The organism is Burkholderia stagnalis, assembly GCF_039848545.1.
In the GTDB taxonomy this organism is placed as follows: Bacteria; Pseudomonadota; Gammaproteobacteria; order Burkholderiales; family Burkholderiaceae; genus Burkholderia; species Burkholderia stagnalis.
Map to the genome: position 1 here is coordinate 1,631,567 of NZ_CP156685.1, position 26,157 is coordinate 1,657,723.

Annotated in this window: 25 protein-coding genes and 2 pseudogenes; 21 read left to right on the forward strand and 6 right to left on the reverse strand. The window is 69.4% G+C overall.

What is annotated here, in order from left to right; all coding sequences use genetic code 11:
• Nucleotides 1-40 precede the first annotated feature (40 nt).
• Nucleotides 41-1,141: a fatty acid desaturase gene (locus ABFO07_RS07700; protein ID WP_347468599.1), complete on the reverse strand. Its 1,101-nt coding sequence runs from the start codon at nt 1,139-1,141 to the stop codon at nt 41-43.
• A 189-nt stretch (nt 1,142-1,330) separates the two neighbouring features.
• On the opposite strand from ABFO07_RS07700, the gene ABFO07_RS07705 reads away from it, so the two are divergent.
• Complete coding sequence (locus ABFO07_RS07705; RefSeq protein WP_347468600.1) at nt 1,331-2,368, forward strand: AraC family transcriptional regulator; 1,038 nt, start codon at nt 1,331-1,333, stop codon at nt 2,366-2,368.
• Between the two features lie 47 nt (nt 2,369-2,415).
• On the opposite strand, the gene ABFO07_RS07710 is transcribed toward ABFO07_RS07705, so the two are convergent.
• From ABFO07_RS07710 to ABFO07_RS07720, 3 genes are all read right to left on the reverse strand, one after another.
• Nucleotides 2,416-3,468, reverse strand: a complete 1,053-nt coding sequence (locus tag ABFO07_RS07710; RefSeq protein WP_124491822.1) for a lactonase family protein — start codon at nt 3,466-3,468, stop codon at nt 2,416-2,418.
• Nucleotides 3,455-4,822: an MFS transporter gene (locus tag ABFO07_RS07715; RefSeq protein WP_059922884.1), complete on the reverse strand. Its 1,368-nt coding sequence runs from the start codon at nt 4,820-4,822 to the stop codon at nt 3,455-3,457. The genes ABFO07_RS07710 and ABFO07_RS07715 overlap by 14 nt, the downstream gene beginning before the upstream one ends.
• A gap of 90 nt (nt 4,823-4,912) precedes the next feature.
• Nucleotides 4,913-5,197, reverse strand: a complete 285-nt coding sequence (locus ABFO07_RS07720) for a hypothetical protein (RefSeq protein WP_347468673.1) — start codon at nt 5,195-5,197, stop codon at nt 4,913-4,915.
• Between ABFO07_RS07720 and ABFO07_RS07725 the strand changes: the two are divergent.
• The 4 genes and pseudogenes from ABFO07_RS07725 to ABFO07_RS07740 all read left to right on the forward strand — a co-directional run bounded on the left by ABFO07_RS07725 (nt 5,088) and on the right by ABFO07_RS07740 (nt 8,395).
• Nucleotides 5,088-5,607 (forward strand): annotated as a pseudogene (locus ABFO07_RS07725) (SDR family oxidoreductase). The gene ABFO07_RS07720 and the pseudogene ABFO07_RS07725 overlap by 110 nt on opposite strands.
• A gap of 17 nt (nt 5,608-5,624) precedes the next feature.
• Entirely contained in the window at nt 5,625-6,605 is a 981-nt protein-coding gene (locus tag ABFO07_RS07730; RefSeq protein WP_060271279.1) for a hypothetical protein, read from the forward strand.
• 75 nt (nt 6,606-6,680) lie between these two features.
• On the forward strand, nt 6,681-6,830 hold the full coding sequence (locus tag ABFO07_RS07735) for a hypothetical protein (protein ID WP_155712452.1): 150 nt from the start codon (nt 6,681-6,683) through the stop codon (nt 6,828-6,830).
• A gap of 86 nt (nt 6,831-6,916) precedes the next feature.
• Nucleotides 6,917-8,395, forward strand: a complete 1,479-nt coding sequence (locus ABFO07_RS07740) for a cryptochrome/photolyase family protein (protein WP_347468601.1) — start codon at nt 6,917-6,919, stop codon at nt 8,393-8,395.
• A 1-nt stretch (nt 8,396) separates the two neighbouring features.
• Here ABFO07_RS07740 and ABFO07_RS07745 read toward each other — a convergent pair whose 3' ends face one another.
• On the reverse strand, nt 8,397-9,338 hold the full coding sequence (locus tag ABFO07_RS07745; protein ID WP_347468602.1) for a LysR substrate-binding domain-containing protein: 942 nt from the start codon (nt 9,336-9,338) through the stop codon (nt 8,397-8,399).
• Nucleotides 9,339-9,440: 102 nt separating this feature from the next.
• On the opposite strand from ABFO07_RS07745, the gene ABFO07_RS07750 reads away from it, so the two are divergent.
• From ABFO07_RS07750 to ABFO07_RS07810, 13 genes are all read left to right on the forward strand, one after another.
• Nucleotides 9,441-10,445: an alpha/beta hydrolase family protein gene (locus tag ABFO07_RS07750; protein WP_230952966.1), complete on the forward strand. Its 1,005-nt coding sequence runs from the start codon at nt 9,441-9,443 to the stop codon at nt 10,443-10,445.
• A 154-nt stretch (nt 10,446-10,599) separates the two neighbouring features.
• On the forward strand, nt 10,600-11,355 hold the full coding sequence (locus tag ABFO07_RS07755) for a 4'-phosphopantetheinyl transferase family protein (protein WP_322230685.1): 756 nt from the start codon (nt 10,600-10,602) through the stop codon (nt 11,353-11,355).
• Between the two features lie 403 nt (nt 11,356-11,758).
• Nucleotides 11,759-13,282 (forward strand): histidine ammonia-lyase, encoded by a 1,524-nt coding sequence (hutH, locus tag ABFO07_RS07760; RefSeq protein WP_059567609.1) that lies wholly within the window; start codon nt 11,759-11,761, stop codon nt 13,280-13,282.
• A gap of 4 nt (nt 13,283-13,286) precedes the next feature.
• Nucleotides 13,287-13,982, forward strand: coding sequence for a histidine utilization repressor (hutC, locus tag ABFO07_RS07765; protein WP_017331862.1), 696 nt, complete (start codon nt 13,287-13,289; stop codon nt 13,980-13,982).
• 37 nt (nt 13,983-14,019) lie between these two features.
• Nucleotides 14,020-15,708, forward strand: coding sequence for a urocanate hydratase (gene hutU, locus ABFO07_RS07770; RefSeq protein ID WP_059567607.1), 1,689 nt, complete (start codon nt 14,020-14,022; stop codon nt 15,706-15,708).
• 3 nt (nt 15,709-15,711) lie between these two features.
• Nucleotides 15,712-16,320 (forward strand): HutD/Ves family protein, encoded by a 609-nt coding sequence (locus ABFO07_RS07775; protein WP_060028685.1) that lies wholly within the window; start codon nt 15,712-15,714, stop codon nt 16,318-16,320.
• 4 nt (nt 16,321-16,324) lie between these two features.
• Nucleotides 16,325-17,548 carry an imidazolonepropionase gene (gene hutI / locus ABFO07_RS07780; protein WP_059567603.1) on the forward strand — a complete coding sequence of 408 codons (1,224 nt, stop codon included), beginning with the start codon at nt 16,325-16,327 and terminating at the stop codon, nt 17,546-17,548.
• Nucleotides 17,549-17,559: 11 nt separating this feature from the next.
• Nucleotides 17,560-18,936, forward strand: a complete 1,377-nt coding sequence (locus tag ABFO07_RS07785; RefSeq protein ID WP_347468648.1) for a formimidoylglutamate deiminase — start codon at nt 17,560-17,562, stop codon at nt 18,934-18,936.
• Between the two features lie 65 nt (nt 18,937-19,001).
• A complete protein-coding gene (gene hutG / locus ABFO07_RS07790) occupies nt 19,002-19,799 on the forward strand; it encodes an N-formylglutamate deformylase (RefSeq protein ID WP_059809855.1) in 798 nt (265 codons plus the stop codon).
• 209 nt (nt 19,800-20,008) lie between these two features.
• Nucleotides 20,009-20,233 (forward strand): hypothetical protein, encoded by a 225-nt coding sequence (locus ABFO07_RS07795; RefSeq protein WP_059809753.1) that lies wholly within the window; start codon nt 20,009-20,011, stop codon nt 20,231-20,233.
• A gap of 204 nt (nt 20,234-20,437) precedes the next feature.
• Entirely contained in the window at nt 20,438-21,247 is an 810-nt protein-coding gene (locus ABFO07_RS07800) for a gamma-glutamyl-gamma-aminobutyrate hydrolase family protein (protein WP_059984772.1), read from the forward strand.
• Between the two features lie 12 nt (nt 21,248-21,259).
• A complete protein-coding gene (locus ABFO07_RS07805; protein ID WP_059908684.1) occupies nt 21,260-22,597 on the forward strand; it encodes a glutamine synthetase family protein in 1,338 nt (445 codons plus the stop codon).
• Between the two features lie 35 nt (nt 22,598-22,632).
• Nucleotides 22,633-24,036: an aspartate aminotransferase family protein gene (locus ABFO07_RS07810; RefSeq protein ID WP_347468603.1), complete on the forward strand. Its 1,404-nt coding sequence runs from the start codon at nt 22,633-22,635 to the stop codon at nt 24,034-24,036.
• 31 nt (nt 24,037-24,067) lie between these two features.
• On the opposite strand, the gene cysC is transcribed toward ABFO07_RS07810, so the two are convergent.
• Nucleotides 24,068-24,607: an adenylyl-sulfate kinase gene (gene cysC, locus ABFO07_RS07815; protein ID WP_059878921.1), complete on the reverse strand. Its 540-nt coding sequence runs from the start codon at nt 24,605-24,607 to the stop codon at nt 24,068-24,070.
• A 286-nt stretch (nt 24,608-24,893) separates the two neighbouring features.
• Between cysC and ABFO07_RS07820 the strand changes: the two genes are divergently transcribed.
• From ABFO07_RS07820 to ABFO07_RS07830, 3 genes and pseudogenes are all read left to right on the forward strand, one after another.
• The gene (locus ABFO07_RS07820; protein ID WP_347468604.1) at nt 24,894-25,184 is read left to right on the forward strand and encodes a hypothetical protein; all 291 of its coding nucleotides are present in this window, start codon (nt 24,894-24,896) and stop codon (nt 25,182-25,184) included.
• 297 nt (nt 25,185-25,481) lie between these two features.
• Nucleotides 25,482-25,940 carry a hypothetical protein gene (locus ABFO07_RS07825; protein WP_060289358.1) on the forward strand — a complete coding sequence of 153 codons (459 nt, stop codon included), beginning with the start codon at nt 25,482-25,484 and terminating at the stop codon, nt 25,938-25,940.
• A 10-nt stretch (nt 25,941-25,950) separates the two neighbouring features.
• Nucleotides 25,951-26,133: pseudogene (locus ABFO07_RS07830) on the forward strand (type II toxin-antitoxin system RelE/ParE family toxin); the annotation flags it as partial.
• Nucleotides 26,134-26,157 lie beyond the last annotated feature (24 nt).

Genomic DNA, 26,157 nt, shown 5'->3' on the forward strand with positions numbered 1-26,157 from the left:
TGCGTGAACAGGAAAGGATTACCGCTCGTTACGGTTTCTGTTACAAGTCGGCTTGCGTGCCGGGTCGCGCGCGATACGGCCCCCAGCGATTCGCGCGCGCGAACGTGCCGATGTCGTTGAAGCGCACGCCGGCTTCGCGCAGCGCCGCATGCGCGGTTTTCGCGGTGAGCTGGCGGATATAGAAAGGGTCGCGCACCACGAAATGGTGAATCGCGTGCGTGCTGCCGAAGTTGAAGCAGAACAACTGGAACGGCAGCATCCACCACGCGTTGAGCACCTGCGTCTGCTGAATCACGTTGCGCGAGTCGATGTCGCCGAAGTAGTGCATGTTCGAGCTGACGAAATTGATGCAGAAGCTGCGCACGAAGTTCGGCCCGAGCCACACCACCGCAAGGAAATCGACGGCCTGCATCGCGCGTTCGACGGCAGCCGGCACGGCGAGCGCATAGCCGAACGCATGCAGCGCGAACAGGCCGGCGTGGTAGACGATGAACGCATGCCACAGCGCGTAGTACAGGTGCCCGACCGGCATGTACGACGACACCTGCTCGACACGCAGCTGCGCGCGCTCGGCCGCGTCCTGCACGGGCTGCGCGGCGACGTACTGCTTCACCTTGCGGCGCATCGCGGCCGGGCGCAGCACGACCGCGAGCATCCCGTCGGCGAGCATCAGCAAGCGCTTCACGCCCCAGCGCTCGCCGTTGGTGATGCCGAATTCCTCGAGATCCGATTCGCCGCCCGACACCTTGTGGTGATGCAGATGCATGCGCCGCCGCGTCCACGGGTTGATCGTGCCGGGCCGCGTGAGCCAGCACAGCGCCATCATCAGGTGGTAAGCCCACGGCGTCTTCTTGAAATACATCAGGTGGATCAGGTCGTGCTCGAGCTCGTGGATCAACGACGTGGCAAACGCGGCGAGCGGCAGCGCGACGTACCACGCGAGCGTGCCGCGCGCGTACAGCCACGCGATCGCGAGCATCGCGGCCATGCTGGTGGCCATCACGCTCGCGCCGACGAGGTTCTGGCGGTCGAGCAGCGGATAGCGCGCGCGGATCGCGTCGCTCGCCGCGTTGACCTCGCGGCGCACATAGGCGACTTTCTCCGCGTCGTTGCGGAAGGTGACACGGGCTGGCTGGCTCATCGACCGGTTTTCCTGCGAAAGAGTGGGGCGCTATGCCGATGCGTCAAGCATAGGTGCGCGCCGTGCCGCGTGCGAGGGCCGCCGGTGCCAATGGCGGTGTCATTTCGGGCCATCGTGTAGAGGCCCGCCCATGTGTCATCCCGGGCCAGCGGCCGCTACAATCCGCGAAACCCGTTCCGGAGTCGCCGCATGGCCCTGCCTGCCCCGGATGCCGCGCGCCAGCTGAACAAGGCGACGGTGTCGTCCGCGTATGCGCTGTTCATGTTGATGCTGGCCGAGGAGCGCGGGATCGACGCGGGCCGCATCCTGTCCGGCTCGGGCGTCGCGCGCGAGCGGCTCGCGCAGCCGCATGCGCGGATCACGCCGCTGCAACAGGCGGCGATCGTATTCAACCTGCTCGACGCGACCGATGACCCATCGATCGCGATCGAGATCGGCCTGCGCAGCAGCCTGACGAAATCGGGGCTGATCGGTTTCGGGCTGATGAGCTGCGCGACGCTCGGCGAGGCGATCCAGCTCGGCATCCGCTACCTGCCCACCCGCGTGCCGTTCTTCTCGGTGCGCCTCACGCAGTTCGACGGCACCGCGCAGATCGACGTGCGCGAAGCGTTTCCGCTCGGCCGGCTGCGCCGGTTCGCGGTGGAGAATTTCCTGGTGGAGACGGCGATCCTGTTCAACTCGCTGCTCGAGCCGGCGCTCGGGCGCACGCTGAAGTCGCGCGCCGAGCTGCATTTCGAATGGCCCGAGCCGGCGTGGTTCGACGCGTATCGTGCGCGGCTGCCGCGCTGCCACTTCGGTGCGAGCGCGAACCGGATCCGCTGCGACGCCGCGCTGCTCGACGAGCCGATCGGCACCGCCAACGCGCAGACCGCGCAGATGATCGTCCAGCAGTGCGAGGCCGAACTCGCGCGGCTCGGCTACACGGAAAGCGTCGTCGAGCGGGTGCGCAACCTGCTGATCTGCGGCGCGCACGGCTATCCGTCGGTCGACGACGTCGCGCGCGAGCTGCATGTGTCGGCGCGCACGCTGAAGCGCAAGCTGGCGGAATACGGCGCGACCTACTCGGCGCTGCTCGACGAGATCCGCCTGCGCGACGCGTTGCGATTGCTCGAAGGCACCCGCCTGCCGGTCGACGAGATCGCGGCGCGGGTCGGTTATACGGATCGCGCGAATTTCACGCGCGCGTTCAAGCGCTGGACCGGCATGGCGCCGAGCGAGCGGCGCTGAGCGGGGAGGGCGGCGCGAACGCACGCCGCCTCGCTGGCCGCGTTCCCTTACACGATTTCGATCCAGTTCGCGCCGCGCCCGCCGCTCGCGCGCGCGCGCGGCGTCAGCGCGCCGTCGTCCGGCGCGATCGCATACACCGACACGGTTTCCGACTGCTCGCCGCACGCGACGAGAAACCGTCCCGACGGATCGATCGCGAAGCCGCGCGGCTGCGCCTCGGTCGCCGTCGCATGCACGGCGGCGAACGTGCCGTCCGAGTGACGGCGGTAGCAGACGAGCTGGCTCGTGGTGCGCTCCGACACGTACGCGAAGCGCTCGTCCGGCGTGAGCTGCAGGTCGGCCGCCCACACGGCCGGCTGCGCCGGCGCGGGCGGCCGCGCATGGCCCGCCGCGAGCGACGCGAGCGCGGCCGGGCGCGGCGTGATGTGCGCGTCGCCGAGCCGGCCGCTGTCGGGGTCGCGCGCGAACACCGCGAGCCGCGCCTCGAATTCGCCGACCGCGACGAGCGTGCGGCCGTCGCGCGTCAACCGCAGGTGGCGCGGCCCGAAGCCGCGTTCGACGCGCGCCTCGCCATGCTCGACCGCGCGGATCCCGCGCATGTCGTGCACGAGTTCGAAGCAGAAAATCCGGTCGGAGCCGAGCGAGCTCACGTACGCGTAGCGGTCGTCCGGCGACACGATCACCGCATGCGCGTTCGGGATTCCGCCGATCACCTGCAGCGGCACGCCGTCGCCGGCGCGCACGCGCGCGGCGTCGTACACGCTCAGCGCATGGCCGCCGTACGACGCGCCGAGCAGCCAGCGCCCGCTGCCGTCGAGCGTCAGGTACGCGAGGCTCGCGTCGATCGCGGCCGACGCGACGCGGGCGAGCGCGCCGGTGCGCGGCGCGACGTCGAACGCGACGATCGCCGGCCGCGCGCCGCGCGTCGCCGCATACAGCCGCGTGCCGTCGGCCGGGCGCGCGAGCGGCATCACGGCGTCGCCGGCCGGATGCAGGCCGAGCGGCGCGAGGTTGCCGTCGGCGTCGAGCGAGTACGTGGCGAGGGTGCCGTCGGCGGCGTTCGAGACGATGACGGTCAGGCGGCGATCAGTGTTCGGCATGGCGCAGCAGCGGGGAAGGCGTGAAGGGCTCGTCGGCCGGCGTGCCGCGCGGCGGATCGCTGCGCCGGTGCGTGCGGGCGAACAGCGCGGCGGCCGCGGCGACGAGGGATGCGATCGCGAGCGCGTACAGGCCGCCCGTGATCGAACCCGTATGTTGCTTCAGATAGCCGAAGGCCGTCGGCGCGACGAAGCCGCCGAGGTTGCCGACCGAGTTGATCAGCGCGATCACGGCCGCGGCGACGCGCGTGTCGAGGTAGCCCTGCGGAATCGGCCAGAACAGCGACGACGCAGCCTTGAAGCCGAGCGCGGCGAAGCAGATCGACGCGAACGACCAGACCGGATCGCGCGACGTCGACGCGAACAGCCCGCATGCGGCGAGCACGAGCGCGCACGCGAGCCAGCGCTGCGGATGCTTCCATTTCGACGACAGCACCGCGAAGCCGTACATCGCGCCGATCGCGATCATCCACGGAATCGTGTTGTAGAGCCCGACCTGGAAATCTGTGAGGCCGCCCATCCTGCGGATGATCGTCGGCAGCCAGAAGGTCGCCGCGTAGATCGTCAGCTGGATCGAGAAATACAGGAAGCAGAACAGCGCGATCTGCGGATCCTTGAGCAGCGCGAAGCGCGGCGCGTGCGCGTGCGTATGCACGTCGCGCTTCGCCCGCTCGTCGTCGAGCGCGCGTTCGAGCGCCGCGCGCTCGTCGGCGGTGAGCCACGTCGCGTCGCGGATGTGCGATTTCAGCAGCAGCCAGCTCGCGCCGCACAGCGCGACCGAGAACAGGCCTTCGATCAGGAACATCCACTGCCAGCCCTGCAGCCCGAAGCCGTGAATCGACAGCAGCGCGCCCGTCACCGGGCCCGACAGCACCGACGCGAACGCGGAGCCGCCGAGGAAGATCGCCATCGCCTTGCCGCGCGCCTGCGGCGGCAGCCATTGCGACAGGTACAGCACGACGCCGGGGAAGAAGCCGGCCTCGGCCGCGCCGAGCAGGAAGCGCAGCACGTAGAACGACGTGTCGTTCCACACGAACGCCATCGCGGCCGCGACGAGGCCCCAGGTCGCCATGATGCGCGCGAGCCACACGCGCGCGCCGTAGCGCTGCATCAGCAGGTTGGACGGCACCTCGAACAGCGCGTAGCCGACGAAGAACAGCCCCGCGCCGAGCCCGTAGGCGGCGGCGCCGATGCCGATCGACGCTTCGAGGTGCCGGTCGACGAAGCCGACGTTCACGCGGTCGATGTAGTTGGCGATGAACATGATCAGCACGAGCGGCAGCACGTGCCATTTCACTTTCGAGACGGCGGACGCGAGCGGGTCGCGGCCGGCCGGGGCAGGCGAGGGCGTGGTCAAGGGTGTCTCCGGTCGGGATGCGGCAGGCGGTTGGGGTGCCGATGCGTTCTAAGTAGTATGTCGTCGTATGACATGTTACGCTGCGATGCGTTAGGCTGGCTCGCGGGTATACCCGGGAATGAACGATTTTCCCGATGCTTGCCCAGGTCGGAGGGCAGCGATGAACGGATTTAATGTCTGATGACGTATGACATCTTGAAGACGACGCATCAGCCGGCAGCCCGCCGACGCGTCGATCGCGCGCTTCGGCCGGATCGACGCGCTCGTGAACAGCGCGTTCGCGCACGGCGCGTTCCCGGAGCCGGTCGATACGGCGGACCTCGACGGCGGGCGCGCGGTGTTCGACACCAACGTGTTCGGCACGATGGCGCTCACGCAGGAAATCGTGCCGTACATGAAGCGGCAGCGGCAAGATCGTGATGATCAACACGCAGGCGACCCGCAAGCCGTTTGCAGGGGAAGCCGGCTACGCTGTATCGAAGGGGGCGCTCGCGGTTGCGGCAAAATACCTGGCGCGCGAGCTCGGCGTGCACGGCATCCGCGCGAACAGCATCCACATGGGGTGGAGGTGGGGCGTGCCGACGCAGGGGTATTTCCGGCAGGCCGCGACCGAACACGGCGTGCCGGAGGCGCAGATCATCGCGTCGATCGCGTCGAACCTCGTGCTCGTGCGGCTGCCGACCGACGACGACTGCGCGCGCGCCGCGCTGTTTCTCGCGTCCGATTACGCGAACGCGGTGACGGGCGCGACGCTCGACGCGAACGGCGGCGATTTCACGCCTTGAAGATGGAGCAACGGAACATGCGGGACAACGACAGCGGGCAGCACGTGTTCGCGTTCAACGGCGACGCGGACGGCCTGTGCGCGCTTCAGCAATTGCGGCTCGCGGAGGGCGCGCGCGGCACGCTCGTGACGGGCGTGAAGCGCGACATCCGGCTGCTCGAGCGGATCGACGCGCGCGCGGGCGACCGCGTCACCGTGCTCGACGTATCGCACGACCAGAACCGCGACGCGTGCGCGCGGCTGCTGCGCGACGGTGCGGCGGTCCGCTATTTCGACCACCACTTCGCGGGCGCGCTGCCCGACGATGCGCGTTTCGACGCGCATATCGACACGGCGGCGGACGTGTGCACGAGCGCGCTCGTGAACCGCTATCTCGGCGGCCTGCACGTGCGCTGGGCGATCGCCGCGGCGTTCGGCGACGAGCTGCCGGCGCTCGGCGATGCGCTGGCGCGCGAACATGGAATCGACGCGGCCGAGCGCGGGATGCTCGCGGAACTCGGCCTCTACCTGAACTACAACGCGTACGGCGATTGCGTCGACGATCTGCATTTCGATCCGGCCGCGCTCGCCGACGCGATGCTGCCGTGCGTCGACCCGCGCGATTTCGTGCGCGGCACGCCGGTGTTCGCGGCGCTGCGCGACGGCTATCGCGACGACATGGCGCGCGCATGCGCGCTCGCGCCGCTGCGCGAAGTGCCGGGCGCGACGCTGGTCCGGATGCCCGACCACGCATGGGCGCGGCGCGCGACCGGCATGCTCGCCAACGAGCGGATGCGCAACGCGCCCGGCGCCGCGCTCGCGGTGCTGTCGCCGCGCACGGGCGGCGGGCTCGTCGTCAGCGTGCGCGTGCCCGACGGCCGGCCGCTCGGCGCGGACGATTTCTGCCGCGGCTTTGCGACGGGCGGCGGGCGCAAACGCGCGGGCGGCATCAATCACCTGCCGGAAGCGGAATTCGACGCGTTCGCTGCACGCTTCGAGGCGGCGTTCCGGCTCGATTGACGCGCTTCACGTCGCGCGCGCACTGGTTGGAGCCGCGCGGTGCCCACGCACCGGACGACCGACGCGGGCGCGTCGATGGCGACGGTGATCGAGGTGACGAGGTTGGCGGCTTTGGTCATGGGCGTGATGGAAGCGGCGGGGACCGTATGCGCCGACATGGACGCGCACCACCCGACGTCGAGCGCAGGCGTTCGCGCGCGCCGACAAATCGTCGGAACGGGCTAAGGCGTTTCACCGGGGACCTCCATCGACACCGCGCGCCGCACCCGCGACAATACGCGTCACGTTCCGGTTTCCGAGTCGAGGTGTGCGTGTCCGCCGTGCCGTCCGTTGCGCCCGCGATCGTCTGGTTTCGCGACGATCTGCGTCTCACCGATCATCCCGCGCTGACGCGCGCGGTGCAGTCGGGCCGCCCGCTCGTATGCGTGTACGTGCACGACACGGGCGCCGATGCGGGCAGGCCGCCCGGCGGCGCGGCGAACTGGTGGCTGCACGGGTCGCTGCGCGCGCTCGACGCCGCGCTCGCGCGGCACGGCGGCCGCCTGCTGCTGCTGAGCGGCGATGCGCAACGCGAGATCGCGCGCGTCGTGCACGACACGGGCGCGGCGGCCGTCTACTGGAATCGCCGTTACGGGCAGCCGCAGCGCGATGCCGATGCCGCGCTCAAGGCGGCGCTGAAGGCGCGCGGGCTCACGGTCGACAGCAGCAACGGCAGCCTGCTGAACGAACCGTGGGACGTGCTGACTGCATCAGGCACGCCGTTCCAGGTGTACACGGCCTACTGGCGCGCGGCGCGCCGCGATCGCGAGGTGGCCGCGCCGCTGCCCGAGCCGGAGCGGATCGCGTTCCGGCCGTGGCCGGACGTGGTGCGCGAGCGCGCGCTCGCGCTCGATGCGCTGGCGCTGCTGCCGCACGCGCCGGACTGGGCCGGCGGCCTGCGCGCCGCGTGGCCCGCGCCGGACGAAGCGGGCGCGCACCGGCAGCTCGACGCCTTCGTGTCGTCGTCGCTGGCCGCGTATGCGGACGCGCGCGATCGTCCCGACCTGCCCGCGACGAGCCGCCTGTCGCCGTACCTGCGCTTCGGCAACGTGTCGCCGCGACAGGTCTGGCATGCGGCCCGGCTGCACGCGCAGGCGGGCGGCGCCGCATGTGCGGCCGGCGCCGACAAGTTCCTCGGCGAACTCGGCTGGCGCGAATTCAATCATCAGTTGCTGTATCACTTTCCGGCGCTCGCGAGCGCGAACCACCGCGCGCAGTTCGACGCGATGCCGTGGCGCAGCGATCCCGGCGCGCTGCGCGCGTGGCAGCGCGGCCTGACCGGCTATCCGCTCGTCGACGCCGGGATGCGCGAGCTGTGGGCGACCGGCTGGATGCACAACCGCGTGCGGATGGTCGTCGCGTCGTTCCTCGTCAAGCACCTGCTGATCGACTGGCGCGCGGGCGAGGCGTGGTTCTGGGACACGCTCGTCGATGCCGATCCGGCGAACAACGCCGCGAACTGGCAGTGGGTGGCCGGCTGCGGCGCGGACGCCGCGCCGTATTTCCGCATCTTCAATCCGGTGCTGCAGGGCCGCAAGTTCGATCCGCGCGGTGCGTACGTGCGGCGCTGGGTGCCGGAACTCGCGGGGCTCGACGACGCGGCGATCCATGCGCCGTGGGCCGCGTCGCCGGTGCAGCTCGCGGCGGCCGGGGTTCGGCTCGGCACCGACTATCCGGCGCCGCTCGTCGATCACGACGCGGCGCGGCGTCGCGCGCTCGATGCGCTGGGGACGTTGCCGAAGGGCAGGTGATCTAGTCGCGCACGGCAGCGAGCGCGCGCATCTCGGCCGCACATGCGTCGGCTTCCGCGCGGATCCAGTCGCGCACCTCGGCGACTTCGCGCCGCGGCGCCGGGTCGCGCTGGAACAGCCAGTAGCCGTAGCCGTTCTGCGGCGCGCGCCCGTGCGGCCCGAGCACCATCAGCCGGCCGTCCGCGAGCATCGGCGCGACGAGCGCGAGACGGCCGAGCGCGATGCCCTGGCCCGCGAGCGCGGCCTGGATCACCTGATCGTACTGGTTGAAGCGCAGCACGCCCTTCGGGCGCGCGTCGCCGAGGCCGGCCGCGTGCAGGTGCTCGCGCCATTGCAGCTGCGTCTGCGGCGGCCCGTCGAATTCGAGCAGCACATGGCCCGCGAGCGCGTCGGCGTCCGCGATCGGCCGCGCGGCAAGCGCCGGGTGCGCGACCGGCACCACCGTCTCGTCGAACAGGTGCAGCGCGCCGGCCGGCGCGCGGTCGCGGGGGCTGTAGCGGATTCCGAGGTCGATGCCTTCCGCGCGCAAATCGAGTACCTTGTCGTTCGCGGCGACGCGCAGGTCGATCTCCGGATGCCGCGCCTGCAGCTGGCCGAGCCGCGGCAGCAGCCACAGCGCGGTCACGCCGATGCTCGCAGTGATCGTGACCGGCTGCCGCTCGCGCACGGCGGTGAGCGTGCCGATGGTGTCCTGCAGGCTGCGCAGCGCGGCGTCGGCAACGTGGAACAGGCGTTCCCCTTCCGGCGTGAACGCGATCCTGCGGTAGCCGCGCTGCAGCAGCGCGACGCCGAGATGCGCCTCGAGCGCGTGCACCTGGCGGCTGACTGCCGATTGGGTGACGTACAGATCCTGCGCGGCGAGCGTGATGCTCATGCGGCGGCCGACGGCGACGAAGCCGCGCACGAGGTCCAGCGACGGGAGACGGGCGAGAGGCGTTGACATGCGTTGAGCTCATGCGAACGAAGCCGCCAGCGTGGTCGAGTTTGTGCAATGCGTCAAGTTCGAGGGTGGCCGGCCCGAGCGCGGCCGATGCGAGGAGACACGATGACGAATGCGAACGCGGCGCCCGATGCGCTGCCGCCGGAACCGGTGACGCTGCGCACGGCGGACGGCTACGTGCTGCACGGCCAGGTGTGGCGGCACCACGGCGGCGCGCCCGGCCGGCCGGTCACGGTGGTGAACTGCGCGACGTCGGTGCGCTGCGACTATTACTTCCGCTTTGCCGCATGGCTGTTCGCGCACGGGCGCGACGTGCTGGTCTACGACTATCGCGGCATCGGCGGCTCGCGCCCGGCGCGACTCGCGAGCCTGCGCGCGAACTGGCTCGACTGGGGGCGGCTCGACTGCGAGGCCGCGCTGCGCCACGCGCTCGACGCGTTCCCCGGCCAGCCGCTCGACGTCGTCGCGCACAGCATCGGCGGTTTCGTGCTCGGGCTCGCGCCGTCGAACGCGCAGGTGCGGCGCGTGCTGACGGTCGGTGCGCAGTATGCGTACTGGCGCGACTACCTGCCGGCCGAGCGGCGGCGCATGTGGTGGAAGTGGCACGTCGCGATGCCGGCGCTCGCAGCGCTGTGCGGCTACGTGCCGGCCAGGCGCCTCGGCTGGATGGAGGATACGCCGCGCGGCGTCGCGCTGTCGTGGGCGCGCTCGCGGCCGCGCTTCGAGGACGTCTACGCGCGCGGCCGGCATGCGCAAAGCGTCGCGTGCCGCGCCGCGCTGCCCGCGCGCTTCGCGGCGCTCACCGCGCCGATGCTCGCGATCGGGTTCGACGACGACGCGTTCGGCACCGTCGCCGCGATCGAGCGGCTGCTCGGCTACTACACGGGCAGCGACGTCACGCACCTGCGGATCGCGCCGCGCGACATCGGCGTCGACGCGATCGGGCACTTCGCGTTCTTCCACAGCCGGTTCGCCGATACGCTGTGGCCGCTCGCGCTGCACTGGCTGCGGCACGGCGCACTGCCGGCCGATGCGCCGGGCACGGTCCATGCGCGCCACGCGGCCGCGCGTGCGCGGCATGCGCCGGCCGGCGTCGCGGCGAACGGCTGAACTGTTGAACGGGCTGAACGACTGAATGGCTGAACGGCTGAACGGCTGAACGGCTGAACGGCTGAACGGCTGAACTGCTGAACGGCCGGGCGGCCCGCCCGAACGCGCGACGATCGATTAACATCGGACGTTTCGCCCCGCAGGCCACGCATCGATGTCCAGCTCTCCCGTTACCGGCTCGTCCACCGACGCACCTCGCGCCTATCGCGCGCATCCGATCGACGTGCCGCCGGCCGCGCGCCGCGCGGGCGTGCAGGTCGTGCGCGTCGATTTCGACTGGCATGTGCCGCTCGCGTCGCCCGCCTATGCGGGGCTGAGCGACGCAGAACAGGCGCGTGCGGCGCGCTTCCTGCGCCGGGAAGACGCGGTGCGCAGCGCCGGCACGCGCATCGCGCTGCGCGACGTGCTCGGCGCGCGGCTCGGCATCGCGCCGCGGGACGTCGTGATCGCGGTCGGCGAGGCCGGCCGTCCCGCGCTCGATCCCGTGCACCGGGCATCGCTCGACTTCAACGTGTCGCATGCCGGCGACCATGCGCTGATCGCATGGTCGGCTGCCTGCCGGGTCGGCATCGACATCGAGCGCGCCGACCGTGCGATCGACTGGCGCGGGCTGTCGCGCGAGGTCTGCGCGCCCGGCGAGGCTACCTATCTGGACGATCAGCCGGACGCGGCGCGCGCGGACGCGTTCATGCGCGTCTGGGCCGCGAAGGAGGCGCTGCTGAAGGCGCTCGGCACCGGCATCGCCGGCGGGCTGAAGGCGTTCGCGGTGGTGCCGCCGCGCGACGCGGCGACGCCCGCGGTGGAGGTCGTCGCGCCTGCCGCGCCCGCGGCCGGCGTGGCCGCGTTCGACGCCGCGTGGCTCGACGCGGCGCCCGGCTACGCGGCGTGCGTCGCGTGGACGCGCGCGTAGTCTCCGTTCATGCGGGCGCCGGCCCGCTCATTCGAGCGGCGCATCGTTCGGCACCGCTTAGCGCGCCTTGACCGTAGCGATCAAGCAGGCACACCAGTCCTGCCCAAAACCCATCACCTTGCCTTTCCGGATCTTCGCGAGCGTGCCGCGGGCAAGCAGGGCGGGGAATCATGACGGGGCAGACACGACGGCCGGCGCGTGGCGACTGCAATGATCCGCATGTTGCAAAATTCATAATAACGACAACATACGATAACTAGCGGCCCCCACCGGACGGGCCGGCGGGGGGCGCCGGGCATCAGGGAAACTCCCGAGTCGAAATGGGCGAAAAACCACTTGTCTATACAAGTTTGGATCACTACACTGCAATCCATCCCGAACTTGTCTAGACAGGATTGCTCACATGATTACGCTCACCCCCGGCCACCTGACTCTCCCGCAACTGCGCCAGATCGCGCGCGAATCCGTGCCGCTCGCGCTGGACCCGGCCAGCTTCGCGAAGATCGACGCGGGCGCGAAGGCCGTTGCCGACATCGCCGCGAAGGGCGAGCCGGCCTACGGCATCAACACGGGCTTCGGCCGCCTGGCCAGCACGCACATCCCGCACGACCAGCTCGAACTGCTGCAGAAGAACCTGGTGCTGTCGCACGCGGTCGGCGTCGGCGAGCCGATGGCGCGCTCGTCGGTGCGCTTGCTGATGGCGCTGAAGCTGTCGAGCCTCGGCCGCGGCCACTCGGGCATCCGCCGCGAAGTGATGGATGCGCTGATCAAGCTGTACAACGCCGACGTTCTGCCGCTGATCCCGGTGAAGGGCTCGGTCGGCGCATCGGGCGACCTCGCGCCGCTCGCGCACATGTCGGCGGTGCTGCTCGGCGTCGGTGAAGTGTTCATCCGCGGCGAGCGCGCGAGCGCGCTCGACGGCCTGCGCGTCGCGGGCCTCGCGCCGCTCACGCTGCAGGCGAAGGAAGGCCTCGCGCTGCTGAACGGCACGCAGGCGTCGACCGCGCTGGCGCTCGACAACATGTTCGCGATCGAAGACCTGTACCGCACCGCGCTCGTCGCGGGCGCGCTGTCGGTGGACGCGGCGGCCGGCTCGGTGAAGCCGTTCGACGCGCGCATCCATGAGCTGCGCGGCCATCAAGGCCAGATCGACGCGGCCGCGGCTTACCGCGACCTGCTCGAAGGCTCGCCGATCAACCAGTCGCACCGCGACTGCGACAAGGTGCAGGATCCGTACAGCCTGCGCTGCCAGCCGCAGGTGATGGGCGCGTGTCTCGACCAGATGCGCCACGCGGCCGACGTGCTGCTCGTCGAAGCGAACGCCGTGTCGGACAACCCGCTGATCTTCCCGGATACCGGCGAAGTGCTGTCGGGCGGCAACTTCCACGCCGAGCCGGTCGCGTTCGCAGCCGACAACCTCGCGCTGGCCGCATCGGAAATCGGCGCGCTGGCCGAGCGCCGCATCGCGCTGCTGATCGACGCGACGCTGTCGGGCCTGCCCCCGTTCCTCGTGCGGGACGGCGGCGTGAATTCGGGCTTCATGATCGCGCACGTGACGGCTGCCGCACTGGCATCGGAAAACAAGACGCTTGCGCACCCGGCGTCGGTCGACTCGCTGCCGACTTCCGCGAACCAGGAAGACCACGTGTCGATGGCGACGTTCGCCGCGCGCAAGCTCGCCGACATCGCCGACAACACGAAGCACATCCTCGCGATCGAACTGCTGGCCGCCGCCCAGGGTGTCGACCTGCGCGCGCCGTATCACACGAGCCCGAAGCTCGCGCCCGTGATGGAAACGATTCGCGGCAAGGTCGCGCACTACGAGCTCGACCACTACTTCGCGCCGGACATCGCGGTGATCGCGAAGCTGGTCGGCGAGCGTGCGTTCGCGAAGGTCAGCCCGTTCTCGTTCGCCTCGGAACAGTAACGCGATGAGCGCACCGGTCTACCAGGAGATCAAGGATTTCATCCTGGCTCGCATTCATGCCGGCGAGTGGGCGGAGGGCCATCAGGTGCCGTCCGAGAACGAGCTGGCCCGCGACTTCAAGGTCGCGCGCATGACCGTCAACCGCGCGCTGCGCGAGTTGACGGCCGAGCAGGTGATCACGCGCGTGCAGGGTGCGGGCACCTTCGTCGCGCGGCCGAAGTACGAGTCGACCCTGGTGGCGATCCGCAGCATCTCGGAGGAAGTCGCGGCGCGCGGGCATGCGTATCACGCGAGCGTGCTCGGCCTCGCGACGGTCAAGGCCGACGACGCGCTGGCGGACGAGATGCAGGTGGCGGTGCGCGCAAAGCTGTTCCACTCGCTGGTGCTGCATTTCGAGAACGACGAGCCGGTGCAGCTCGAGGAACGATGGGTGAATCCGGCGGTCGCGCCGGATTACGCCGGGCAGGATTTCACGAACACGACGCCGAACCAGTACCTGATGCGCGCGGCCCCGCTGCAGCGCGTCGAGTACCGGATCGAAGCGGCCGCACCCGCGCCGGAAAGGCGCGCGCAGCTTCGGATGGACGACGTCGAACCGTGTCTGGTTTTACATCGGCGCACCTGGTCGCAGGGCGTCGTCGCCTCGGTGGCGAATCTTTGGCATCCCGGCAGCCGTTATCGCTTCACCGGGCATTTCTGAATCTGTTGATTTTTCATTTCCTTCGGGAGCAGTCGTCATGAACCATCCGAATCACATCGATCCCCGCCTCGACCCGACGCGCACGATCCGCGCACCGCGCGGCAGCGAAAAGACCTGCAAGACCTGGCTCGCGGAAGCGGCCTACCGGATGATCCAGAACAACCTGGATCCGGAAGTCGCCGAGCACCCGCATGCGCTCGTCGTGTACGGCGGCATCGGCCGCGCGGCGCGCAACTGGGCGTGCTACGACCAGATTCTCGCGTCGCTGAAGGATCTGAACGAGGATGAGACGCTGCTCGTGCAGTCGGGCAAGCCGGTCGGCGTGTTCCGCACGCACAAGGACGCGCCGCGCGTGCTGCTCGCGAACTCGAACCTGGTGCCGCACTGGGCAACCTGGGACCACTTCCACGAGCTCGATCGCAAGGGCCTGATGATGTACGGCCAGATGACGGCCGGCAGCTGGATCTACATCGGCAGCCAGGGCATCGTGCAGGGCACCTACGAAACCTTCTTCTCGGTCGCGAACCAGCACTTCAACGGCGATCCGTCGGGCCGCTGGATCCTGACGGGCGGCCTGGGCGGGATGGGCGGCGCGCAGCCGCTCGCGGCGACGATGGCCGGCTTCTCGATGATCGCGGTCGAATGCGACGAGACGCGCATCGACTTCCGCCTGAAGACACGCTACGTCGACAAGAAGGCGACGACGCTCGACGAAGCGCTCGGCATGATCGAGGAAGCGAAGCGCACCGGCAAGCCGGTGTCGGTCGGCCTGCTCGGCAACGCGGCCGACGTGTTCGCGGAACTCGTCACGCGCGGCATCACGCCGGACTGCGTGACCGACCAGACGAGCGCGCACGACCCGATCAACGGCTACCTGCCGCAGGGCTGGACCGTCGCGCAATGGCGCGAGGCGCAGAAGGTCGATCCGCAGAGCATCGTGAAGGTCGCGAAGCAGTCGATGGCGGTGCAGGTGCGCGCGATGCTGGCGCTGCAGCAGCGCGGCGCGGCGACGCTCGACTACGGCAACAACATCCGCCAGATGGCGCTGGAAATGGGCGTCGAGAACGCGTTCGACTTCCCGGGCTTCGTGCCGGCGTACATCCGCCCGCTGTTCTGCGAAGGCAAGGGCCCGTTCCGCTGGGTCGCGCTGTCCGGCGATCCGGAGGACATCTACAAGACCGACCAGAAGGTGAAGGAGCTGATCCCCGACGATCCGCACCTGCACAACTGGCTCGACATGGCGCGCGAACGCATCGCGTTCCAGGGCCTGCCGGCGCGGATCTGCTGGGTGGGCGTGAAGGATCGCTATCGCCTCGGCCAGGCGTTCAACGAGATGGTGAAGAACGGCGAGCTGAAGGCGCCGATCGTGATCGGCCGCGATCACCTCGACACGGGTTCGGTCGCGAGCCCGAACCGCGAGACGGAATCGATGAAGGACGGTTCGGACGCCGTGAGCGACTGGCCGCTGCTGAACGCGCTGCTGAACACGGCAGGCGGCGCATCGTGGGTGTCGCTGCACCACGGCGGCGGCGTGGGCATGGGCTTCTCGCAGCACTCGGGCGTCGTGATCGTCGCCGACGGCACCGCTGAAGCGCACGAGCGCCTCGGCCGCGTGCTGCTGAACGACCCGGCGACGGGCGTGATGCGCCATGCGGATGCCGGCTACGAACTCGCGCAGCAGACGGCCCGCGAAGCCGGCCTGAAGCTGCCGATGCTCGGCCGCTGAGCGATGACGGCACGACATGACGTGCTGGCCGCCGCGCTGATCCGCGCGGCGGATCTCGTCGCGTCGCCGTGGAAGAACGGCGGCGGCGTGACGCGCGAGATCGCCGCGCATCCGCCCGGCGCCGCGCTCGACACGTTTGCGTGGCGCGTGAGCGTCGCGGACGTCGGCGCGGCCGGGCCGTTCTCGCGCTTCGAAGGAATCGACCGCACGCTGGTGCTGCTGTCCGGCGCGGGCATGACGCTCGCGGCCGATGACGGCGCGTGCCACGTGCTCGATGCGCCGCTCGCGCGCGCGGATTTCGCGGGCGAGACGGCGATCGACGCGACGCTGCACGACGGCCCGACGCGCGACTTCAACCTGATGACGCGCCGCGCGACCACGCGCGGGACGGTCGCCGCCTGGCGCGCCGGCACGCATCGCGTCGCGCGCGCGGATACCGTGCTGCTGTTCTGCGCGGCGGGCCCGGTGCACGTCGAGCTCGACGGCACGGCCTGCACGCTGGAAGAACTGGACACGCTGCGGCTCGATGGGCCACAGCGTGCGTTTGACGTCGCGGTGAGCGGCGACGGCGCGCTGCTCGCCGTGTCGCTCGACGCCACCGATACGAACTGAACGCATGAAACCGACTGTCTGGCATCACCTGAGGCTGTGTCCGCACGGCCACCCCGACGAGACGATCGACGATGCGGCGATCGCCGTCGACGAAACCGGCGCGATCGTCTGGCTCGGCGCGTGCTCCGCGCTGCCGCACGACTACGCGCACTGGGCGCGTGAAGACCTGCACGGCGCGTGGGTGACGCCGGGCCTCGTCGACTGCCACACGCACCTCGTGTACGGCGGCACGCGCGCGGACGAATTCGCGCAGCGCCTGGCCGGCGTCAGCTACGAGGAAATCGCGCGGCGGGGCGGCGGGATCGTGTCGACGGTGCGCGCGACGCGCGACGCCGACGAGGCGACGCTGTTCGTGCAGGCCGCAGCACGCCTGCAGCCGCTGCTCGCCGAAGGCGTGACCGCGATCGAGATCAAGTCGGGCTACGGGCTCGACCTCGCGAGCGAGCGCAAGATGCTGCGCGTCGCGCGGCAGCTCGGCGAGCGCTTCCCGGTGTCGGTCTATACGACCTTCCTCGGCGCGCATGCGCTGCCGCCCGAATACGCGGGCCGCGCGGATGCGTACATCGACGAGGTGTGCGAACGGATGCTGCCGGCGCTCGCCGACGAAGGGCTCGTCGACGCGGTCGACGTGTTCTGCGAGCGGATCGGCTTTTCGCTCGCGCAGACCGAGCGCGTGTTCGAGGCCGCGACGCGGCGCGGGCTGCCGGTCAAGCTGCACGCGGAACAGCTGTCGAACGCGGGCGGCACCGCGCTCGCCGCGCGCTATCGCGCGCTGTCCGCCGATCACCTCGAGTTTCTCGACGAAGCCGGCATCGAGGCGATGAAGGCGGCCGGCACGGTCGCCGTGCTGCTGCCCGGCGCGTACTACTTCATTCGCGAGACGCAATTGCCGCCGCTCGACCTGCTGCGCAAGCACCAGGTGCCGATCGCGCTCGCAACCGATCACAACCCGGGCACGTCGCCGCTCGAATCGCTGCTGCTGACGCTGAACCTCGGCTGCACGCTGTTCCGCATGACGGTGCCCGAAGTGCTGCAGGGCGTCACGCGCCACGCGGCCGCGGCGCTCGGCCGCGCGGATCGCCACGGCGCGCTCGAGGTCGGCCGCCAGGCCGATTTCGCGGTATGGTCGGTCGGCTCGCTCGCGGAACTCGCTTACTGGATCGGCCGCCCGCTGTGCGAGCAGGTCGTGCGCGGCGGGACGACCGTGTTTCGCCGCACGAACGGATGATGGGACTCACGATGACCGACACGACGTTGTTCGCCGCACACGCGTACCTGCCGGACGGCTGGCGCCGCAACGTGCTGCTGCGCTGGGATGCGGCCGGCACGCTGACCGAGGTGACGCCCGACACCGATGCGCCGGCGGGCGTCGCGCGCGCGGCGGGCCCGGTGGTGCCCGGCATGCCGAACCTGCACTCGCACGCGTTCCAGCGCGCGATGGCGGGGCTCACCGAATACCGCGCGAACCCGTCCGACAGCTTCTGGAGCTGGCGCGACCTGATGTACCGCTTCGCGCTGAAGATCACGCCCGACGCGCTCGCGGCGATCGCGCGCTGGCTGTACGTCGAGATGCTGAAGTGCGGCTATACGTCGGTGTGCGAATTCCATTACGTGCATCACGCGCAGGACGGCACGCGCTATCCGCAGCTCGCCGAGCTCGGCGCGCGCGTGATCGGCGCGGCGCGCGCGGCCGGCATCGGCATCACGATGCTGCCCGTGTCGTACCAGTTCGCAGGCTTCGGCGACAAGCCGCCGCGCGACGACCAGCGCCGCTTCATCAATACCCCGGACGGCCTGCTCGAACTGCTCGACGCGATGCGCGGCGTCGCGCCGGAGGACGGCACGCTGCGCTACGGCGTCGCGCCGCACTCGCTGCGCGCGGTGTCGGAAGCCGGGCTGCGCACGCTGCTTGACGGCCTGCCCGACGATGCGCCCGTGCACATCCACATCGCCGAACAGACGGCCGAGGTCGACGACTGCGTGCGCACCTACGGCGCGCGGCCCGTGCAGTGGCTGCTCGACCGCTTCGACGTCGGCCCGCGCTGGTGCCTCGTGCACGCGACGCATCTCGACGCGGCCGAGACCGAGGCGCTCGCGAAGCGCCGCGCGGTGGCCGGCCTGTGCCTGACGACGGAAGCGAACCTCGGCGACGGCGTGTTCCCGGCCGTCGACTATCTCGCGCACGGCGGCGTGATCGGCATCGGCTCGGACAGCCATGCGTCGGTCGACTGGCGCGCCGAGCTGCGCCTGCTCGAATACGGGCAGCGGCTCGTGCATCGCGCGCGCAACGTGCTGGCAAGCGATACGCAGCCGGTGGTCGCGGATCGCCTGTTCGACGCATCGCTTGCGGGCGGCGCGCAGGCGAGCGGGCGGCCGATCGGCGCGCTGCGCGCAGGCTGCCGCGCCGACTGGCTGGTGCTCGACCCCGACCATCCGGCGATCGCCGAGCACGACAGCGCGGCGTGGCTGTCCGGCGCGGTGTTCGCCGAGCACGGCGACACGCCGGTGCGCGACGTCTACACGGGCGGCGCATGCGTCGTGCGCGCGCGCCGCCATCGCGACGAAGACGCCGCGTATGCCGATTACCGCGCCGCGCTGGCGCAACTGCTGCGCTGATCGCTGCAGCGCTTCGGCGCGTGCGGCAACGCACGCGCCGTCCGACCGACCACGGTGAGACCGACATGAGCCAACAACCGGCTGTATTCACGCTGAAGCAGGGCACGCTGCCGCTGCTGATCTCGATTCCGCACGCGGGCACCTACATTCCCGACGACCTGGCAGCGACGATGACGCCCGACGCGCGCTTCGTCGACGATTGCGACTGGCATCTCGAACGCCTGTACGGCTTCGCCGTCGCGCTCGGCGCATCGGTGCTGGTGCCGTCGCATGCGCGCTACGTCGTCGACCTGAACCGGCCGCCCGACAACGAGAACCTGTATCCGGGGCAGGACACGACCGGCCTCGTGCCGGTCGATACCTTCGACAAGGCGCCGCTGTATCCGGCGGGCGCATTGCCGGACAACGACGAGATCCTGCGTCGCCGCGACCGCTACTGGCGGCCGTATCACGACGCGCTGCAGGGCGAGATCGCGCGCCTGAAGCGCGAGCACGGCCGCGCGCTGGTGTGGGAAGCGCATTCGATCCGCTCGCACGTGCCGCGCTTTTTCGACGGGCGGCTGCCGGATTTCAACTTCGGCACCGCGAACGGCGCGAGCGCCGCACCGGGTCTCGCGGAAGCGCTGGCCGCCTGCGTGACCGCGCACGGCGGCTTCACGGCGGTTGCGAACGGCCGCTTCAAGGGCGGCTACATCACGCGTCAGTACGGCGTGCCCGATACGGGCGTGCAGGCCGTGCAGCTTGAACTCGCGCAGATCACCTACATGGATGAAACGCGTCCGTATGCCTACGACGAGACGCGCGCCGCGCGGGTTTCGCCGCTGCTGCAGACGCTCGTCGAGACGGCGCTCGCGTATCGCTGAACGCGATGGCGGGGAAAACGACGCCGCGGCGGAGAAGGGCGCGGCGTCGCAACGGGCGGCATCGATTCCGGCAATCGATGCCGCCCGTGTTTTTGTCAGGGTTAATACCGACCGTAGCGGCTGAAATTTGACGCAATTTTTCGGTGATATAAGCTGAATGACAGGGAGCCATCACGCGCCCTACGTCAAACCGTCAGTCGAGTACGATCGTGAAAGCTGCAAGCCCTTCGATCCGCCGGACGCGAAGTCCGTCGGCGGGCGCGCCGCAACGTGCCGGTCCGCACCGGCATGCTGATCGCGGCAAGCGTTCCGCCTCATCCCGCGAACCTCGCCTCATCGCCTTGTCCCATCGCGGCCTGCGCCGCTTCAATCTCGTGACCGCGCGCATCTTCAGCGCGGTGCAGTGCGACGGCAGCGCGTCGCTGTTGCCCTAGCGTCGATTGCGTCATCCGCCCCGGGGCGTGCCGTGTTCCGCAGTGTGTTGCCTGCGGCGGGCCGCTGCGTGTTCGCGCATTGCGAGCCGGCCGCGTCGTGCGTGCCGCGCCGCATGGACACACGAGCGCGCGCACCCATGCATGCCGCGCGCGAGCGCGACGATGCGCATGCCTGTCCGCGCGGATTTCATCGGAGGTGCCGCCATGCGACCGCGCCCGCTCGTAGCCGTGACCGCCGATCGCACGATGCGCGGCGCGCATCCGTCGCACGCGGCGGGCGAGAAGTACCTCGCCGCGCTGGTCGACGGCGCGGGCGTGCTCGCGCTCGTGCTGCCCGCGCTCGGCGTGCGCCAGCCGGTCGACGCGCTGCTTGCCGCGATCGACGGCCTGCTGTTTACCGGCAGCTACTCGAACGTCGAGCCGCACCATTACGGCGGACCCGCGAGCGCGCCCGGCACGCTGCACGATCCCGCGCGCGACGCGACCGCGCTGCCGCTGATGCGCGCGGCGATCGACGCGGGCGTGCCGGTGCTCGCGATCTGCCGCGGCATGCAGGAAATGAACGTCGTGTACGGCGGCACGCTGCACCAGCGGCTGCATGCGACTGCGGGCTTCGCCGACCATCGCGAGACGCCGTCCGAGCCGCTCGAATCGCAATACGGGCCCGCGCACGTCGTGCGCTTCACGCCGGGCGGCCTGCTGCAGCGGATCGCGCGCGGCGCGTGCGAAGCGACGGTCAATTCGCTGCACGACCAGGGCATCGCGCGGCTCGGCGCGGGCCTGGCCGTCGAGGCGAGCGCGCCCGACGGGCTGGTCGAGGCCGTCAGCGTGCGCGGCGCGCGCGCGTTCGCGCTCGGCGTGCAGTGGCATCCCGAATGGCGCTTCGCGGAGCAGCCGCTGTCGCGCGACATCTTCGCGGCATTCGGCGCGGCGTGCCGCGCGCGCATGACGCATCGCATCCGTGCGGCCGCCGACGGCGAAGTGGCGCCGCCGGCCGCACATGACGTCGACTGAACGAGGCCGATCATGCAACCCGCACTGGACGAATTCCTCAGGCAGCATCGCATCACCGAAGTCGAGGCGATCATTCCCGACATGGCCGGCATCGCGCGCGGCAAGATCATTCCGCGCAACAAGTTCGAGTCCGGCGAATCGATGCGCCTGCCGCAGGCCGTGATGGTGCAGACCGTCACCGGCGACTATCCGGAAGACGGCTCGCTGACCGGCGTCACCGACCCCGACATGGTGTGCGTGCCCGACCCGTCGACGATCTGCCTGATTCCGTGGGCGGTCGACCCGACCGCACAGGTGATCCACGACTGCGTGCATTTCGACGGCTCGCCGGTCGAGATCTCGCCGCGCTACGTGCTGCGGCGCGTGCTCGAGCTGTATCGCGAGAAGGGCTGGAAGCCGGTGGTCGCGCCCGAGCTCGAGTTCTACCTGGTCGACATGAACAAGGACCCGGACCTGCCGCTGCGTCCGCCGGTCGGCCGCACCGGGCGCGCGGAGACGGGGCGGCAGTCGTATTCGATCGAGGCCGTCAACGAGTTCGATCCGCTGTTCGAGGACATCTACGAGTACTGCGACATGCAGGGGCTCGACATCGAGACGCTGATCCACGAGGTCGGCGCCGCGCAGATGGAGATCAACTTCATGCACGGCGACGCGCTGTCGCTCGCCGACCAGGTGTTCCTGTTCAAGCGCACGGTGCGCGAGGCCGCGCTGCGCCACAACATGTACGCGACCTTCATGGCCAAGCCGATGGAAAACGAACCGGGCTCGGCGATGCATATCCACCAGAGCCTCGCCGATCCGCAGACCGGCCGCAACCTGTTCACCGACGCGAACGGCGACGTGACGCCGCTGTTCCGCGGCTATCTTGCCGGGCTGCAGAAATACACGCCCGCGCTGATGCCGATCTTCGCGCCGTACATCAACTCGTATCGGCGGCTGTCGCGCTTCATGGCCGCGCCGATCAACGTGCAGTGGGGCTACGACAACCGCACGGTCGGCTTCCGCATTCCGCAGTCGAGCCCGGTCGCGCGGCGCATCGAGAACCGCATCCCGGGCGTCGACTGCAACCCGTACCTCGTGATCGCGGCGACGCTTGCGGCCGGCTATCTCGGCATCACGCAGCGCCTCGAGCCGAGCGAGCCGCTCGCGTCCGACGGCTACGACCTGCCGTACCAGCTGCCGCGCAATCTCGAAGAGGGCATTACGCTGATGGCGGCGTGCGCGCCGCTGGCCGACATCCTCGGCGAGAAGTTCGTGAAGGCGTATCTCGCGCTGAAGGAAACCGAGTACGAGGCGTACTTCCGCGTGATCAGCTCGTGGGAACGCCGGCACCTGCTGCTGCACGTGTGACCCGCCGCGCGTCCGGCATCGTTCAGGAGGGCAGCATGACCGACCGTTCCGACCGCGGTGCAGCGCCGCCCGCCATGCCGCGCACGACCGCGCAGTATCGTGCGCTCGACGCCGCGCATCACATCCACCCGTTCTCCGACATGGGTGCGCTCAATCGCGCGGGCAGCCGCGTGATCGTGAAGGCCGACGGCGTCTATCTGTGGGATTCCGACGGCAACAAGATCATCGACGGGATGGCGGGGCTGTGGTGCGTGAACGTCGGCTACGGGCGCGCGGAACTGATCGACGCCGCGCAGCGGCAGATGCGCGAACTGCCGTTCTACAACACGTTCTTCAAGACCACGCATCCGCCGGTGATCGAACTGTCGGCACTGCTCGCCGAAGTCACGCCGCCGGGCTTCAACCACTTCTTCTATTGCAACAGCGGCTCGGAAGGCAACGACACCGTGCTGCGCGTCGTGCATCAATACTGGCGCGTGCAGGGCCGGCCGCGCAGGAAATACGTGATCTCGCGCTGGAACGGCTATCACGGCTCGACGATCGCGGGCGCGACGCTCGGCGGGATGGGCTACATGCACGAGCAGATGGCGTCGAAGGTCGAGCATGTCGTGCATATCGACCAGCCGTATTTCTTCGGCGAAGCGGCCGCCGGCGAAACGCCCGAGGCATTCGGCCTCGCGCGCGCGCAGCAGCTCGAAGCGAAGATCCTCGAGCTCGGCGCGGAGAACGTCGCCGCATTCATCGGCGAGCCGTTCCAGGGCGCGGGCGGTGTGATCTTCCCGCCATCGACGTACTGGCCGGAAATCCAGCGGATCTGCCGCAAGTACGACATCCTGCTCGTCGCGGACGAAGTGATCGGCGGCTTTGGCCGCACCGGCGAGTGGTTCGCGCACCAGCACTTCGGCTTCGCGCCGGACCTGATGACGCTCGCGAAGGGCCTGACGAGCGGTTATGTGCCGATGGGCGCGGTGGCGCTGCACGACCGCGTCGCGCAGGCGCTGATCGAGCACGGCGAATTCAACCACGGGATGACGTATTCGGGGCATCCGGTCGCGGCGGCGGTCGCGATCGCGAACCTGACGCTGCTGCGCGACGGCGGCATCGTCGCGCGCGTGAAGCGCGACATCGGGCCGTATTTCCAGCGCCGGTTGCGCGACGCGCTCGGCGGCCATCCGCTCGTCGGTGAGATTGCCGGCGCGGGGCTCGTCGCGGGCGTGCAGCTCGCGCGCGATCCGGCGCGGCGCGTGCGCTTCGACAATGGCGGGGAGGTCGGCACGATCTGCCGCGACTTCTGCTTCGGCGGCAACCTGATCATGCGCGCGACCGGCGACCGGATGCTGCTGTCGCCGCCGCTCGTGATCGGCGAGGCCGAGGTCGACGAGATCGTCGACAAGGCGAAGCGGGCGTTCGATGCGACGGCGGAGCGGGTGAGGGGATGACGCGCGCGGCGACGTGCCGCGCGCGCCGGGGTCATGCCGGCGCGAAGCGCTGCCGATCGAATGCCATGATGCGTTCGACCGAGGTCGCGATGTCCATCTGTCCGGTTTCGATGACGAGGTCGGGATGCTCGGGCGGCTCGTATGGGTCGGAGATGCCGGTGAATTGGCGCGTCTGCCCGGTGATCGCTTTTGCGTAGAGGCGTTTGGGGTCGCGCGCCGAGCAGGTCGCGATGTCGGTCTTCAGGTAGATCTCGACGAAGCGTTCGTCTCCGATGATCTGCCGCGCGCGTTGCCGGTCGGCTTCGTAAGGCGAGATCAGCGCGACGACGACCGAGATGCCCTGGCTGTTGAGCAGCTTCGCGATTTCGGCCGTGCGGCGGCAGTTTTCGGCACGGTCTTCACGCTTGAAGCCGAGATCCGGCGACACGCCGGCGCGCAGTTCGTCGCCGTCGAGGATGCAGACCGGGAGGCCTCGTGCGCGCAGGCGTGAAGCGATTTCCTGTGCCAGCGTGGACTTGCCGGCGCCGCTCAGGCCGGTGAGCCACAACGTATGGGTAGAGGACAATGTCATGAGTGCGTCTGACCGGACTCGGGCAGGTCACGGCGGATCGTGACCCGGCTTCGTCCAAGTGTATTGATTGGGAACTCGGCGCAGTTAATCGCCGTTATTGTCAGCCGATTCTAGTCAGCCGCTTTCGACGAAATGTTACATAACAGTTACCTAACGTTACAAAACAAGCCGGCATTTCGTGTTGGTGAAATGTGACGCCGTGTGCAATGAATGCTTGCATGTCGGCGTCATGTTCAGATAGCGCCAGCCGCGCGCCCCGCTCGAGGAACCGATGATCACGATAGGCATGAAAAACGTCGCGCCCAGCGCGCAGCATCCGACTCACCACGTCTACGTGTTTGCCGTCGACGCATCCAGCGTCCGGTCGTTCATCTTCGAGGAATCGATCGGCGGCGGGCACGCGGAGCTGGGTGGCTCGATCGCATTGCGCATGTGCGACCTCGACGGCTGGCCGGGAGACTGGCGGGCGCATCTCCGGCAGGCGGGATGCGAGGACGCGATCGCCGTCATCGAGGCCGCGGCCGACGAGCGGCAGGCCGTCGATGCGGTGCTCGCGCTGCGGACGGCGGGCGGATAGCGGGGCAGTGGCGATCGTCGACAGACGGTCGGATCGCGAATTCGCGCGGGAAAAACGAAAAGGCCCTGCGTCGTGAGACGCAGGGCCTTGAATTCTTTGGTGGGCGGTACTGGAGTGAACCAGTGCCTTTGTGACAGAGCGGTATCCGTACGGGGCGTGTGGCGTCGCAGACTCTGGGTGCTTGGGCACGAGACGCTGGCAACTGGAGGGGTTTTACGTCAAATAAAGGGGGCGGAATGCTATTGCCTGTGGCACGATGTATTATAGATCGTGCCGTTATCTACTGAAGGTTGTGCCATGAAAACGTTAGATGTGTCTCAGGCTGCTGCCGCCGCGCATGCGGGTGGTGTCCTATCGGCTGTTCTCAAGGCTGAGGGCGGTTCATTTTACGTCGAGCTGGAAACGCGGACGGCTGGAACGGCCGTGCTGGTCACGTCGAACAATCGCCGGCCGCGTGCGTTTCGGAACCCCGTCAAGGCGCTAGAGGTGATTCGCGAGCTTGGGCTGCAGTCGGGGCGTTTCTCGCTCGAAGCATGGCGACCCGATGAAGTTGAGATCGAGCGCTCAAGCCGTCCGGATCGTGCGGCGGCGATGAAGCAGACACACGCGAATGCGGCGGCCTATGACAAATGGTTGCGCGAGCAGGTGCGGGAGTCGATCGACGACCCGCGCCCGAGTATCGAGCATGAGGACGTAATGAATAAGGCTTTGGCCCGCGTCGAAGCGATGCGAAAGGGGAAGCGTGCTAAGACTTAAATGGCGGCCGTTGGCCGAGGAAGACCTTTTGTGTATCTTGGAGTTTATCGGGGAAGACGATCCGGACGCCGCATTAGCCCTGGTGCAAATGATTCGTGAAAAGGTCGAGGGGCTGAGGGTTCGCCCGAGACTGTACCGAGCGGGGCGCGTATCCGGAACGAGAGAGATGGTGGTGCATCACAACTACATTGTGAACCGCCCCGAGTTTTGTGGAGGC

Bases quoted from the DNA above. Each gene is read 5' to 3' on its own strand.
- ABFO07_RS07800 (WP_059984772.1), top strand. From the start codon at position 20,438: ATGCGACCGCGCCCGCTCGTAGCCGTGACCGCCGATCGCACGATGCGC.
- ABFO07_RS07730 (WP_060271279.1), top strand. From the start codon at position 5,625: ATGCGGGACAACGACAGCGGGCAGCACGTGTTCGCGTTCAACGGCGAC.
- ABFO07_RS07700 (WP_347468599.1), bottom strand. From the start codon at position 1,141: ATGAGCCAGCCAGCCCGTGTCACCTTCCGCAACGACGCGGAGAAAGTC.
- hutU (WP_059567607.1), top strand. From the start codon at position 14,020: ATGAACCATCCGAATCACATCGATCCCCGCCTCGACCCGACGCGCACG.
- ABFO07_RS07745 (WP_347468602.1), bottom strand. From the start codon at position 9,338: ATGTCAACGCCTCTCGCCCGTCTCCCGTCGCTGGACCTCGTGCGCGGC.
- ABFO07_RS07710 (WP_124491822.1), bottom strand. From the start codon at position 3,468: ATGCCGAACACTGATCGCCGCCTGACCGTCATCGTCTCGAACGCCGCC.
- hutG (WP_059809855.1), top strand. From the start codon at position 19,002: ATGAGCCAACAACCGGCTGTATTCACGCTGAAGCAGGGCACGCTGCCG.
- ABFO07_RS07705 (WP_347468600.1), top strand. From the start codon at position 1,331: ATGGCCCTGCCTGCCCCGGATGCCGCGCGCCAGCTGAACAAGGCGACG.
- ABFO07_RS07750 (WP_230952966.1), top strand. From the start codon at position 9,441: ATGACGAATGCGAACGCGGCGCCCGATGCGCTGCCGCCGGAACCGGTG.
- ABFO07_RS07825 (WP_060289358.1), top strand. From the start codon at position 25,482: ATGAAAACGTTAGATGTGTCTCAGGCTGCTGCCGCCGCGCATGCGGGT.
- cysC (WP_059878921.1), bottom strand. From the start codon at position 24,607: ATGACATTGTCCTCTACCCATACGTTGTGGCTCACCGGCCTGAGCGGC.
- ABFO07_RS07775 (WP_060028685.1), top strand. From the start codon at position 15,712: ATGACGGCACGACATGACGTGCTGGCCGCCGCGCTGATCCGCGCGGCG.
- ABFO07_RS07785 (WP_347468648.1), top strand. From the start codon at position 17,560: ATGACCGACACGACGTTGTTCGCCGCACACGCGTACCTGCCGGACGGC.
- ABFO07_RS07735 (WP_155712452.1), top strand. From the start codon at position 6,681: ATGGCGACGGTGATCGAGGTGACGAGGTTGGCGGCTTTGGTCATGGGC.
- ABFO07_RS07810 (WP_347468603.1), top strand. From the start codon at position 22,633: ATGACCGACCGTTCCGACCGCGGTGCAGCGCCGCCCGCCATGCCGCGC.
- hutC (WP_017331862.1), top strand. From the start codon at position 13,287: ATGAGCGCACCGGTCTACCAGGAGATCAAGGATTTCATCCTGGCTCGC.
- ABFO07_RS07820 (WP_347468604.1), top strand. From the start codon at position 24,894: ATGAAAAACGTCGCGCCCAGCGCGCAGCATCCGACTCACCACGTCTAC.
- ABFO07_RS07755 (WP_322230685.1), top strand. From the start codon at position 10,600: ATGTCCAGCTCTCCCGTTACCGGCTCGTCCACCGACGCACCTCGCGCC.
- hutI (WP_059567603.1), top strand. From the start codon at position 16,325: ATGAAACCGACTGTCTGGCATCACCTGAGGCTGTGTCCGCACGGCCAC.
- hutH (WP_059567609.1), top strand. From the start codon at position 11,759: ATGATTACGCTCACCCCCGGCCACCTGACTCTCCCGCAACTGCGCCAG.
- ABFO07_RS07805 (WP_059908684.1), top strand. From the start codon at position 21,260: ATGCAACCCGCACTGGACGAATTCCTCAGGCAGCATCGCATCACCGAA.